The following is an 11,863-nucleotide window of genomic DNA, read 5'->3' on the forward strand; positions in this document are numbered from 1 at the left end:
GTTGGTGGCCGCGCCCTGCGTCAGGAAGGTGCCATTGCCGGTCATGTTGGCTTCGAAGACGGCACTGCCGCTCTCGCTGATGGCCATCTTGCGCGCCGAACCGACCTGCAGCATGCGCTGGCCCTGGTCGCCCTGGTAGGCGGCGCCCGTCGGGGTCTGGGTGAACGGTTGCGAGGTCGTCTTGTAGCCGGAAAACAGATAGGTGCCGGTGCCGTCGGTCGTATTGGCCAGGCCGATGAGGTCGGTCAGGCGGCCTTCCAGCTCGGTGGCAAGGGCGTTGCGGTCGCTGTCCGAGTAGGCGGCGTTGCCGGCCGTGACGATCAGCGTCTGGATGTCCTGGATCTGGCCCGTGACGTCCTGCAGGGTCTTGTCGACCATCGACAGCGATGCTTTCGCATTCGTCCGATTGGTGCCGAACTGCGTGTTCATCGATTGCGACTGGGTCAGTTCCAGCGCTTTCGCCGAGGCGATCGGGTCGTCGGCTGCCGTCAGCATGCGCTTGTTCGTCGACAGCTGCATCTGCGTCTTGGCCATCTGGCCCTGCAGCGTGTTGATCTGCGTGGTGCCGGCCTGGTAGATCGCACTGGTGCTGATGCGTAGGGTCATGACGTAATTCCTTTCCGTCTATCCGGTCAGTGGCCGATTTGCAGCAGCGCGTTGAAAACGGTATCGGCGACCTGCATCACCTTGCCCGCGGCCTGGTAGGCCTGCTGGTACTTGAGCAGGTTGGCCGCTTCCTCGTCCAGGTTGACGCCGGAAACATTGTTGGCGGTTGCCTGCGCCTGCGTCAGCTGGGCCGCCGCGGCCTCGGCATTGGCCTGCACTTCGCGCGTCTTGTTGCCGACCGTGCTGACCAGCGTGGCATAGGCGGACTGGAATGTCGCCTTGCCGCCGTCGAGGATATTGGTCGACTGCAAATCGCCCATCAGGCCGGCGTTGCGGGTATCGCCCAGGCCCGTGTTCGGCGCGATCGTAAAGATGTCGCCGTTGGCCGGGGCGCCGTTCATCGTGAAGCTCATCCCGGCCACCGTGTAGCTGGCGCCGTCCTGGAACGGCACGTTCGAGCCGGCCGCATACGCCGTCGTCGTGCCGTTCAGGGTCATGGTGATGGCCTGGCCGGCCGGGAAGCCGGACAGCGTGCCCGTGGCCTTGTCGTAGCTCAGCGTGACGCTGGATGCGAGCGGCGAGCCGAGGTAGTTCTTGTCGACCGCACCCGCGCTGATCTTGCCCGAGCCGCTGTTGGTCAGCGGGACGCTAGTGGCGATGGGCGCGGCGGCCGCGATCTGGGCGCCGTCCGTCAGCGCCAGGCTGAAGTTGGCGGCGCCGTTGATCGTCGGGCGCACGAGGAAATTGTCGCCGGCGTCGGCCGCGCCCGTGACGGAAAATGCGAGGCCATCGACGACCTGCGGCTGGGCCTGCGGGAACGGCGCGATCACCGTCTTCCTGTTGTCCGACAGGCGGTAGACGTTGTAGTTCGTGCCGTCGAAGTCGACCTTGTAATCGCTCGTCGTCAGTTGCGTGGCGTCGACGACCGTGGCCGTGACCGCCGTCGTGCTCGTCTGGTTGTTGTTGACGTTCTTCGTCACTTCGGCCGCCGCCACGGTGAAGATGTCGCCGCCCGGCTTGCCGTTGCCGTCCAGGCCGAGGTGGTTCTGGTCGTTCATCGTCGTGGCCAGCGCGATCGCAACGCGGCCCAGCGAGTTCTGTGCCTGGTCCAGCGACGTGGTGCGGAACTGCAGCGCAGCACCCAACTCGCCGCCCGTGAGCGAGCGCTCGGCCATCGGCGTGATCTTGCCGTTGGTAACATAGCCGATCGTGGTGCGGGTCTGGTCCGTCGGCGAATTCGTCGCCGCCAGCTGGAACGCACTGGTACCGACGACGAGCGGCTGGCCGTTGCCAATCGACACGGTCAGGCTATTGTTATCGCCCGGCATGACGGTTGCCTTGACCTGCTTGTTCAATTCCATGATCAGCTGGTCGCGCTTGTCCAGCAGGTCGTTCGGCGGGTTCAGGCCGGCGGCGTCCGTCAGCTTGCCGATCTGGTCGTTCAGTTGCGCGATCTGCGCGGCATACGTGTTGATCGACGTGACGCTGGCCGTGATCTGCGTGTTGACGCCCTTGCGGATCTCGTCCAGGCGGCCGTTCATGCTCTGGAAGCGCGCGGCCAGCGTCTCGGCCGACGTCATGAACGAACCGCGCGACGACACGCCCGCGCCGTCGCCCGTCAGGTTCTGCACGGCCGCAAAGAAATCCTGCAGCGCCGGCGACARGCCGGACGTCGTGTCGGCCAGCAGGTTGTCGATCTGCTGGACCTGGGCCTGGTACGCGTCCAGCCCGCTGCTCGCGGCCTGGGCCGTGCGCACCTGGGCGTTCAGGAAGTCGTCCGAATAACGCTTGACCTGGGAAACCTCCGTACCGGTGCCGATGTATCCATTGCTGCCCCCCATCGAGGTCGCAGTCGCCTGCACCACCACCTCGCGGCTGTAGCCTGCGACGTTGGCGTTGGTGATGTTGTTACCGGTCGTCGCCAGGCCCGCCTGGGCCGCGAACAAACCGGTCTTGCCGATGCTGAGGAGGGACATGGTGGTGTTCTTTCGCTATGTCGTTGACGGCATGTTCCGCCAAAACTTTATGCAAGCGAATGCTTGATGATGCGCGACAGCTTGGCCGCATACTGCGGGTCGGTCGCATAGCCGGCACGCTGCAGGCCATGCGCGAACGTGGCCGCGTCGCCGCCGTGCGCCAGCACTTTTTCGTAGCGCGGGTTATTGCTCAGCATGCGGGCGTAATCCTTGAACGCGTCGGCGTGCGAATCGTAGGAACGGAACTTCTCGACCCTCGCATGTGGCCTGCCATTGACGTATTCCGTCGTGACGGCTGTCGCCACCTTGCCCTTCCAGCCCGGACCGGCCTTGATGCCGAACAGGTTGTTGCTGGAGCTGCCGTCCGCGTTGCGGATCACGCGCCGGCCCCAGCCCGTCTCCAGCGCGGCCTGGCCCAGCATGAACTTGGCCGGCACGCCGGTCGCCTGTTCCGCTTCCTCGGCCGCGTCGCCCAGCTTTTCCTGGAAGGCGCGCACGTGCGCCGGCTTGCTCGCATTCGCCGTGCCGCGCGCGCTGCCGGTGATGCCGGATGCGCCCGCCGTGCCGGGGGTCACGGTACCGTCGGTCGGCAGCGTGTCCGGATCGCTCGGCATGCGCAATGTGGCGCCCGTGCCCGTTTGCGTGTTCGTTTGTACAGCACCGCCGATGCCGAGGGCCTGCTTGTTCATGTCCTGCATCAGCTGCTGGCCCTGCTGCTGCACGGTCAGCTGGCGCACGAGCACGTCGGCGAGGCCGATGCCGCGCTTGGCCAGCTTCTGGCTCATCTGCTGGTCCAGCATGCCCGTGAACGTCTTGGTCTCCTGGCTGTCCGTCATGCCGTCCTGCGGCGTCGCGTCGCGCATGCTCTTCATCATCATGTTGACGAACATGGATTCGAACTGCGTCGCCGCACCCTTCAGCGCTTCCGGCGAACCGGACTTCGCCGACTGCTTGAGGTCGCCGAGGCTGTTGGTGTCGAGCGCGAATTTACTGGACAGGTCGGAAGTGGAGCCGAGCATGGTGGCCTCGCTGGTTAAATGATCTCGAGTTCGGCGCGCAGCGAACCGGCGGCCTTCAGCGCCTGCAGGATGGCAAGCAGGTCTTGCGGCGTGGCGCCGATCGCGTTCATCGCCTTGACGACTTCGGCCAGCGACGCGCCGCCGTTCAGCATGATGACCTTGCCGGCATCCTTCTTGACGGACACCTGCGGATTCTTCGTGACGACGGTGCTGCCCAGCGAGCCGGCCTGCGGCTGGCTCACCTGCGTGTCGGCGCCGATGCTCACGGACAGGTTGCCGTGCGAAATCGCGCACGGTTCCAGCGTGACGGCGCGGTTCATGACGACGGAACCCGTGCGCGCGTTGAGGATGATCCTGGCGGCCGCTTCGGCCGGCCGGACGTCCATGTTTTCCAGGATGCCGAGGAAGCTGACGCGCTGGTCGCTCGACGACGGCACGCGCACGCGGATCACGCGGCCGTCCAGCGCCGTCGCGATGCCCGGCCCGAACTTCTCGTTGATGGCTTCGACCACGCGGCTGGCGGTGGAGAAGTCCGTCGTGTTCAATTCCAGCTTGACCTGGTTGTCGGCACCGAGGTTCGACGCGACGGCGCGCTCGACCGTGGCACCGGCCGAGATGCGGCCGACCGACAACTGGTTCACCTGCACCTGCGCCCCGCCGCCCGACGCCCCCGCGCCACCCACGAGGACATTGCCCTGGGCCATGGCGTAGACCTGGCCGTCGGCGCCCTGCAGCGGCGTCATCAAGAGGGTGCCGCCGCGCAGGCTCTTCGCGTTACCCATCGACGACACGGTCACGTCGATCGTCTGGCCCGGCTGGGCGAACGCCGGCAACGAGGCGGTGACCATCACCGCGGCCACGTTCTTCAGCTGCAGCTGGGTGCCGGCCGGCAGGCTGACGCCCTTCTGCTGCAGCATCGCCATGATCGACTGTACGGTGAACGGGGTCTGCGTCGTCTGGTCGCCGGTGCCGTCGAGGCCGACGACGAGGCCGTAGCCGGACAGCTGGTTCTGGCGGACGCCGCCGATGCTGGCGAGATCTTTCAAACGCTCGGCGTGGGCGGTCGTCGCGGCCAAGGGCCCCAGCAGGGCGACACAGAGGACGAAGGTTTTAAAGTTCATATTTAGTCAGTTGGGGTCAGAGCCCACCCGAGAAATTCGGGCTCTGACCCCAAATTATTAAAATGGGAGCAGCGATTGGAAGAAACGCGACATCATCGACGTCATCTCGGCGCGGTCGATCTGGCTGTTGGTACGGTATTCGACGCGCGCGTCGGCCACGAGGGTCGACTGCACGACGTTGCCCGGCTGGATGGAGTCCGGATTCACCATGCCCGAGAAGCGGATGAATTCGACGCCCTTGTTCATGGCGATCTGCTTTTCGCCGACGACGATCAGGTTACCGTTCGGCAGTACCTCGGACACCGTCACGCCCATCGTGCCCGTGAAGGCGTTCGACGCGGTCTGGGTGTCGCCATCGGCGAACTTGGTGCCGGTGCTCGTGGCGATATTGCCGCCGAGACGGCCCTGCAGCGGCCCCGGCACGCCCACGTTGACGCTGCCCGACTTGTTGCCCGTGCTGGCGCCGCTCTTGTTGGCCGCGGTCTTCTCGACGATGCTGATCGTGAGGATGTCGCCGATGTGGCGCGCGCGCCGGTCCTCGAACATCGGACGGAACGTATTCGCGTTGTAGATCGCACCTTCCGTCGGCGTGCCGGCCTCGGCCAGCATCGGGCGCAYGGACGTCGGCTGCTTGACGATCGACGTCGGGGTCGATGCGCAGCCGGCCAGCGCCAGCGCGCACACGATGACATTGAGCTTGTTCATAACTGGGCAATCTTTTGCAGCATCTGGTCGGACGTGGTGATGGCCTTGCTGTTGATCTCGTACGCGCGCTGCGTCTGGATCATGTTGACCATCTCTTCGACGACGTTGACGTTGGAGGTTTCGACGAAACCCTGCATCAGCACGCCGGCACCGTTCGTGCCCGGGGTGCTCGTCTGGGCGGTGCCCGACGCGCCCGTCTCGGCATACAGGTTCTCGCCCAGCGATTCGAGGCCGGCCGGGTTGACGAAATTCGACACCTGGATCGAGCCGATCTGCGTGGGCGCCACGGTACCCGGCGTCGTCACGGACACGGTGCCGTCGCGGCCGACGGTCATCGTCAGCGCGTTGCTCGGCACGGTGATGGGCGGTTGCAGCACATAGCCGCTGGCGGTGACGAGCTGGCCGTTGTTATCGGTCTGGAACGAGCCGTCGCGGGTATAGGCCGTGGTACCGTCCGGCATCAGGACCTGAAAGAAGCCCGAGCCATTGATCATCACGTCCTTCGAATTGCCCGTCTGCTGGGGATTGCCCTGCGTGTGGATGCGCTCGGTGGCGACGGCACGCACACCGGTACCGATCTGCAGGCCGGACGGCAACTGGGTCTGTTGCGACGATTGCGCGCCGGGCTGGCGCACGTTCTGGTACAGCAAGTCCTCGAACACGGCACGCGACTTCTTGAAGCCGTTCGTGCTGACGTTGGCGAGGTTGTTGGTGACGACGTCGAGGTTGGTCTGCTGGGCTTCCAGGCCGGTCTTGGCGATGTACAGCGAGCGGATCATGGTGTTCTCCTATGGCGACGGCAAACCCGTCACCCACCATGGAATTATGTCCTAGGAGAAATCAAGTCAAAGCGAGGATCTGCGTCGCTTTCGCCGCGTTATTCTCCGCGTTCTTTAACAGGCTCATTTGTGTCTCGAGCGAGCGTGCCAGGGAGATCATGTTCACCATCGAATCAACGGCCGAAACGTTGCTGCCTTCCAGCGCGCCGCTCGTCACCGTCACGGCCGGATCGGCCTGCGCGGTGGCGCCGTCCTGCATGCGGAACAGCCCGTCGTCGCCGCGCACGAGCTGCTTCTCGTCCGGATTGACGAGCTTCAGGCGGCCGACGACGGTAGATGTGGCCGGCACGGTGTCCGTCGTCAGCGACGAGATGGAACCGTCCTTGCCGACGGACACGGTCGTGTTCGGTGGAATCGCGATCGGCCCGCCCTCGCCCATCACGGTCTGGCCATTGGCCGTCTGCAGGATGCCGTTCGGGCTGATCTGCAACGAACCGTTGCGCGTATAGGCTTCGGTGCCGTCCTGCATCTGCACGGCGATCCAGCCACGGCCCTTGAGCGCCACGTCGAGGTCGCGCCCCGTCACCTGCAACGGGCCGGCCGTGAAATCGGCGCCGACCGTGTTGTCGACGACGAACGCCCGAGTGGGCAAGCCCTCGCTGACGACGGGCACGGCGCGGAACGTGTCCAGCTGCGCGCGGAAGCCCGTCGTGCTCAGGTTGGCCAGGTTGTTCGACGTGGTGGCCTGCTGCTCGAGGATATGCTTGGCGCCGCTGGCGGCCGTATAAATCAACCGATCCATCTGATCATCTCTCTCAAAACAAAAAACGTAGGGTGGGCACCCCTGTGCCCACGCGTAAGTTCGCGTCACATTGGCATTCGCGTGGGCACGGGGTGCCCACCCTACGGCTCAGCAGCCTATTTTTTAGCGCAGGTTCACCAGCGTCTGCAGCACCGAGTCCTGCGTCTTGATGGTCTGCGCGTTGGCCTGGTAGACGCGCTGGGCCGTGATCATATTGACCAGCTCGGCCGTCAGGTCGACGTTCGAGCTTTCCGTCGCCGACGACTGCAGTACGCCGAAGCCGCCCGTGCCCGCCACGCCGAGCAGCGGGGTGCCCGACGCCGACGTTTCGGTCCAGGAGTTGTTGCCGATCGGTTCCAGGCCACCTGCGTTCGTGAAGTTGGCGAGGACGACCTGGCCCAGCGGCTTGGTCTGGCCATTGCTGTACTGGCCCAGCAGCGTACCGTCGGCCGAGGCCGAGAAGCGCTGCAGGTGGCCGGCCGTGTAGCCGTCCTGGGTGGTCAGCTTTTCGCTGGTGTCGGCGCCGTACTGCGTGCTGCCGTTGAAGCCGACCTTGATCGCCAGCGTTTCCATGGCGCCCGTGGCCGGGTAGATCGGGAAGGAGACATTCAGCGGCAAGGTCTGCGGCGACATCAGGGGGGCCGACAGCGCGCCGTTCGAGTCGAACTTCAGCGTGCCGATCGGGACGGACGGCACGGACACGGCGGCAGCGATGGCCTGGTCCACCTGGTCCGGCGTCGCGCCGACCGTGTTCCCCATGCTGCCGGCGGCCGCCTGAATGGCCGTGACGGTGGCCGCGGTGGCGCCGGAGCTGCCGGCGGCCGTGCTGACCGCGTTCGATGCCGCGGCGCCGTAGGCGGTCAGCGCCTGGGCGACGGCGGCCGGATCCTGCGGCGACGCCTTCGTGGCGGCGGTCCAGGCTGCACGCGCGGCCTGTGCCGCAGGGTCGACGCTGGCGGCCTTGGCCACATTGACGTTGGTGATCTCGGTGCCGTCGGCGCCGGCATACACGTCCCAGGTGCCCGAACCCGTCTTCACGTAGTACAGCGACATCGTGTGCGAGTTGCCCAGCGTGTCGTACACGCTCACCGGCACCTGCTTGTTGTAGGTGGTGGCGTCGTTGGCGTTGAACGGGTAGTTGGTCGGGGTGGCTTCGCGCGAGTCGAGGTTGATCGACGTGTCGACCTTCGTGGTCGCGACCGGCTTCATGTCGGCCGTGCTGATCTTCAGGGGGGTCGGCGTGCTGGCCAGGATCTGGCCGTTCGCGGCGACGCCATAGCCCGTCACGTTGGCGCCCTGCGGCGTGACGACGTAGCCGTTCTTGTCCAGCGAAAACTGGCCGTTGCGCGTGTACTGGACAGTGCCGGCAATCTCGGTGCGGAAGAAGCCGGCGCCGTTGATGGCGATGTCGAGCGGGTTGGCCGTCGTCTCGATATTACCCTGGGTGAATTGCTGGGCGATGGCGGCCACGCTCACGCCGATGCCCGCCTGCGTCGCGCCGGCGCCATTCAGCGAACGCGCATAGACGTCGGCGAATTCCGTCGTCGAGCCCTTGAAGCCGACGGTGCTCGAGTTGGCGATGTTGTTGCCGATGACGTCCAGCGATTTCGCTGCGCCGTTCAAGCCGCTCAGGCCTTGTTGGAAGGACATGTTGTTCTCCTGTTATCCGTTCGTTTCGGAGTACCGACCGCGCTTGGTGCCTATCCCAGTAGGGTGGGCGCCCCTGTGCCCACCACAACGTTCGCGGACCGTATGCGTTCGGTGGGCACGGGGTGCCCACCCTACTGAAATAATTTCTTAGAGGACCTGCTTGATGTCGGCCAGCGTGAGCGCGCCCTTGCCGGACAGGTTCRCCTTGACGCCATCGCTACTGTTGGTGGTGACGCTGGCGACGCTGTCGAACGACAGGCCGGTGGCGTCGGTCAGGTTGGCGCCGCCGCGCGTCGCCACGACCTTGAATGTGTAATTGCCGTCGGGCAGGGTGACGGGCTTGCCGTTGCTGTCGAGCTTGGTCGCATCCGGCACGCCGTCCCAGGCCAGCGGCACGACGCCGGCCTTCTGCGCCCCCAGGTCGATCGTCTCGACCTCGTTGCCTTTCGCGTCGCTGATGACGAGCTTGACGTCATCGGCATCGCTGGCCAGGTTCGCACCCAGCACGGCCTTGCCGCTCGCCAGGGTGACCTTGTTGCCGTCGACGAGCACGCCGTGGCCGATCAGGCTCGTCGCCTGCATCGCTTCCGAACTCTGGTAGCTGGACTTCAGCGATTCCAGCGTGGTGTTCAGCTTGTTCACGCCCGTCACGGTCTGCAGCTGCGCGAGCTGGCTCGTCATCTGGGCATTGTCCATCGGGTTCAGCGGATCCTGGTTCTGCAGCTGGGTCACCAGCAGGGTCATGAACTTGTCGGTGTCGGCGGAGACGCCATCGGTACTGGTCGCCTTCTTCGCGTTCATCGTCGCCATCAGGTCGGTGATGGGCGCGCTGTTGGTATCGGTTACGGTCGCCATGGGAGCGTGTCAGGGGGAGGAATTATTCGGATTATTCGGATTATTCGGATTATTGGCCGAGCGTCAGTGTCTTGAGCAACATGGTCTTGGCCGCATTCATGGTCTCGACGTTCGTCTGGTACGAGCGCGAGGCCGACAGCATGTTGACCATCTCGTCGACCACGTTCACATTGGGCATCGAGACATAGCCCTTCTCGTCGGCCAGGGGGTTCTTGGGGTCGTACACCTGCTTCAGCGGCGACGCATCCTCGACCACTTCGCGCACCTTGACGCCGGTGCCGCTCTCCATCGGCACGGCTTCGAACACGACCTGCTTGGCGCGATAGGCTTCGCCCGTGGCGCTGGTCGCGCTGTCGGCGTTGGCGAGGTTGCTGGCCGTCGTGTTCAGGCGCTGGGCCTGGGCGCTCATGGCCGAGCCGGCCACGTTGAAGACATTAAATAAGGACATGATTACTGGCCTCCCTGGATGGCCTGGAGCATGTTGCGGATCTGCTGGTTGAGCATCGTGATGCCGGCTTCGTAGCGCAGCGCGTTGTCGGCGAACTGGGTGCGTTCCGTATCCATGTCGACCGTATTGCCGTCGACCGCGCCCTGCGTCTCGGTGCGGTACAGCACGGGCGTGGCACCGTCCGCCAGCGTCTTGCCGTCGGCGGCGGCCCTGGCGTTCGGATAATGCGCACCCGACGTCGTCGCCAGCGGCGCAGAATTCGTCGCGCGCGCCAGTGCACCCTGCAGGGCATTGGAAAAATCGATGTCGCGTGCCTTGAAGTTCGGCGTATCGGCGTTGGCGATGTTCGAAGCGAGCAATTCCTGGCGCTGCGAGCGCAGGCTGAGCGCCATTTCATTGAAGCGCAAATAGTCGTCGAGTTTGCCGATCATGGAGGGCTCCTGGTTGCCAGACATGCTGGTGGTGACAGCATGGATCATACGGAACGGCAGACTCTTCCAATCGGGCAATAAAGCGACCCAAAGCGCGGCTATTCGTAGTTTCAACCAGGAATCATTCGACCTAAGATGGCAGCGTCGCAAAAAACCGTACCGTTCAATCGCCATGAAACGCACGCTCCTCACCGCCCTGCTCCTCGGGACTGCCGCGCTCGCATCCGCGCAGACCACTCCCGTGGCCGGCAGGCAAAACGTCAACGCCCTGCGCACCGTCGTCGAACAATTCCTGCAGACCCAGACCGCCGGCCTGCCCGGCGACGTGACGGTGAAGGTCGGCGCCATCGACGCCCGCACGGCCCTCGCCACCTGCCCGGCGCCGGAAGCCTTCCTGCAGCCGGGCGCACGCGCCTGGGGCAAGACGACGGTGGGCGTGCGCTGCACGGCGCCGTCGAACTGGACGATCTTCGTGCAGGCCCAGGTGAACGTGCAGGCCGAGTACGTTGCCGCGGCGCTGCCGCTGGCCCAGGGACAAGCGATCGAGCAAGGCCAGCTGGTGTTGGTAAAAGGCGACATCGCCGCCATGCCGAACGGCATCATCACGGACATGGCCCAGGCAATCGGCCGCACGCCGACCGTGTCGCTGGCGGCCGGCACGCCGCTGCGCCTGGACATACTGCGCAGCCGGCCCGTCGTGCAGCAGGGCCAGGCCGTACGCCTGGTTTCGAACGGCAGTGGATTTTCGGTATCCGCCGAAGGCAAGGCGATCGGCAACGCCGGCGATGGCCAGATCGTGCAGGTGCGCACGCCGTCCGGCACGGTCGTCAGCGGCACGGCACATGCCGGCGGCATGGTCGAGGTGGCGTTTTAACGCAGCACGGGGGACACCGGAAACCTGGATCGTCACATATTGTGTGGATGCCCTAAAGTTTTTGGCAACTGCGCCGATACCCTTGGCAGATCCCGGGCTTTCTGCTCCGACCTGAGAAGGATGATGCTGTGAAAATCAACGATACCCTCAAGAGTAACGCGGGCGTGCAGGCCAACAACACGGCGGCCACGACTGCGAAAAGCAGCGACGCGGCCGCCGCGAAGACGGTCACGCCCGCAGCGACCGACACCGTGCGCCTGTCCTCGCAAGGTCAGGCACTGGCGGCTGGCGGCAGTACCAATCAAGTGTTCGACAGCAAGAAGGTCGAACGCATCAAGGCGGCCATCGCGGATGGCCATTTTCAGGTTAATTCAGAGAAAGTGGCGGACGGCCTGTTGGACACGGTGCGCGATCTGCTGCATTCCCGCAAACACTAGATAGACAATGGCCACAGCATCCCCTGGCGCGACCCTGCGCGACGAACAGCAAGTGATCGGTTCCATCGTGGAGCTGATGAAAACCGAGCAACAGCTCCTGATCAGTGCGGATGCCGATGGCCTGTCGACCATCACCCCCAACAAGCTGCAGCTGGCGCAG

Annotated in this window: 13 protein-coding genes; 2 read left to right on the plus strand and 11 right to left on the minus strand. The window is 65.0% G+C overall.

Annotated elements, in window-relative coordinates:
• From flgL to flgB, 11 genes are all read right to left on the minus strand, one after another.
• Positions 1-606 (minus strand): flagellar hook-associated protein FlgL (gene flgL, locus AC1DYX_RS20535; RefSeq protein ID WP_477262212.1); only part of this gene is annotated, 606 nt, incomplete at its 3' end.
• Between the two features lie 26 nt (positions 607-632).
• Positions 633-2,582, minus strand: coding sequence for a flagellar hook-associated protein FlgK (gene flgK, locus AC1DYX_RS20540; RefSeq protein WP_477262214.1), 1,950 nt, complete (start codon positions 2,580-2,582; stop codon positions 633-635).
• A 47-nt stretch (positions 2,583-2,629) separates the two neighbouring features.
• Positions 2,630-3,601 (minus strand): flagellar assembly peptidoglycan hydrolase FlgJ, encoded by a 972-nt coding sequence (gene flgJ / locus AC1DYX_RS20545; RefSeq protein ID WP_477262216.1) that lies wholly within the window; start codon positions 3,599-3,601, stop codon positions 2,630-2,632.
• A gap of 14 nt (positions 3,602-3,615) precedes the next feature.
• Complete coding sequence (locus tag AC1DYX_RS20550; RefSeq protein WP_477262218.1) at positions 3,616-4,722, minus strand: flagellar basal body P-ring protein FlgI; 1,107 nt, start codon at positions 4,720-4,722, stop codon at positions 3,616-3,618.
• 57 nt (positions 4,723-4,779) lie between these two features.
• Positions 4,780-5,427 (minus strand): flagellar basal body L-ring protein FlgH, encoded by a 648-nt coding sequence (locus tag AC1DYX_RS20555; protein ID WP_477262220.1) that lies wholly within the window; start codon positions 5,425-5,427, stop codon positions 4,780-4,782.
• On the minus strand, positions 5,424-6,206 hold the full coding sequence (gene flgG, locus AC1DYX_RS20560) for a flagellar basal-body rod protein FlgG (protein ID WP_477262222.1): 783 nt from the start codon (positions 6,204-6,206) through the stop codon (positions 5,424-5,426). The genes AC1DYX_RS20555 and flgG overlap by 4 nt, the downstream gene beginning before the upstream one ends.
• A gap of 61 nt (positions 6,207-6,267) precedes the next feature.
• Positions 6,268-7,008 carry a flagellar basal-body rod protein FlgF gene (gene flgF / locus AC1DYX_RS20565; RefSeq protein WP_477262224.1) on the minus strand — a complete coding sequence of 247 codons (741 nt, stop codon included), beginning with the start codon at positions 7,006-7,008 and terminating at the stop codon, positions 6,268-6,270.
• 123 nt (positions 7,009-7,131) lie between these two features.
• A complete protein-coding gene (locus AC1DYX_RS20570; RefSeq protein ID WP_477262226.1) occupies positions 7,132-8,658 on the minus strand; it encodes a flagellar hook protein FlgE in 1,527 nt (508 codons plus the stop codon).
• A 147-nt stretch (positions 8,659-8,805) separates the two neighbouring features.
• The gene (locus AC1DYX_RS20575) at positions 8,806-9,513 is read right to left on the minus strand and encodes a flagellar hook assembly protein FlgD (RefSeq protein WP_477262227.1); all 708 of its coding nucleotides are present in this window, start codon (positions 9,511-9,513) and stop codon (positions 8,806-8,808) included.
• Between the two features lie 49 nt (positions 9,514-9,562).
• Positions 9,563-9,961, minus strand: coding sequence for a flagellar basal body rod protein FlgC (gene flgC / locus AC1DYX_RS20580; RefSeq protein ID WP_477262229.1), 399 nt, complete (start codon positions 9,959-9,961; stop codon positions 9,563-9,565).
• Positions 9,962-9,963: 2 nt separating this feature from the next.
• Positions 9,964-10,392, minus strand: coding sequence for a flagellar basal body rod protein FlgB (flgB, locus tag AC1DYX_RS20585; protein ID WP_477262231.1), 429 nt, complete (start codon positions 10,390-10,392; stop codon positions 9,964-9,966).
• Positions 10,393-10,564: 172 nt separating this feature from the next.
• On the opposite strand from flgB, the gene flgA reads away from it, so the two are divergent.
• A complete protein-coding gene (gene flgA / locus AC1DYX_RS20590) occupies positions 10,565-11,266 on the plus strand; it encodes a flagellar basal body P-ring formation chaperone FlgA (protein ID WP_477262233.1) in 702 nt (233 codons plus the stop codon).
• A gap of 128 nt (positions 11,267-11,394) precedes the next feature.
• Complete coding sequence (gene flgM, locus AC1DYX_RS20595) at positions 11,395-11,703, plus strand: flagellar biosynthesis anti-sigma factor FlgM (RefSeq protein ID WP_477262235.1); 309 nt, start codon at positions 11,395-11,397, stop codon at positions 11,701-11,703.
• The last annotated feature ends 160 nt before the right edge of the window (positions 11,704-11,863 follow it).

Source organism: Massilia sp. P2_C2, from assembly GCF_056404615.1.

Excerpts from the sequence above, each read along its gene's own strand:
- AC1DYX_RS20570 (WP_477262226.1), bottom strand. The coding sequence starts at position 8,658 with ATGTCCTTCCAACAAGGCCTGAGCGGCTTGAACGGCGCAGCGAAATCG.
- flgG (WP_477262222.1), bottom strand. The coding sequence starts at position 6,206 with ATGATCCGCTCGCTGTACATCGCCAAGACCGGCCTGGAAGCCCAGCAG.
- flgB (WP_477262231.1), bottom strand. The coding sequence starts at position 10,392 with ATGATCGGCAAACTCGACGACTATTTGCGCTTCAATGAAATGGCGCTC.
- flgA (WP_477262233.1), top strand. The coding sequence starts at position 10,565 with ATGAAACGCACGCTCCTCACCGCCCTGCTCCTCGGGACTGCCGCGCTC.
- flgF (WP_477262224.1), bottom strand. The coding sequence starts at position 7,008 with ATGGATCGGTTGATTTATACGGCCGCCAGCGGCGCCAAGCATATCCTC.
- AC1DYX_RS20550 (WP_477262218.1), bottom strand. The coding sequence starts at position 4,722 with ATGAACTTTAAAACCTTCGTCCTCTGTGTCGCCCTGCTGGGGCCCTTG.
- flgJ (WP_477262216.1), bottom strand. The coding sequence starts at position 3,601 with ATGCTCGGCTCCACTTCCGACCTGTCCAGTAAATTCGCGCTCGACACC.
- flgC (WP_477262229.1), bottom strand. The coding sequence starts at position 9,961 with ATGTCCTTATTTAATGTCTTCAACGTGGCCGGCTCGGCCATGAGCGCC.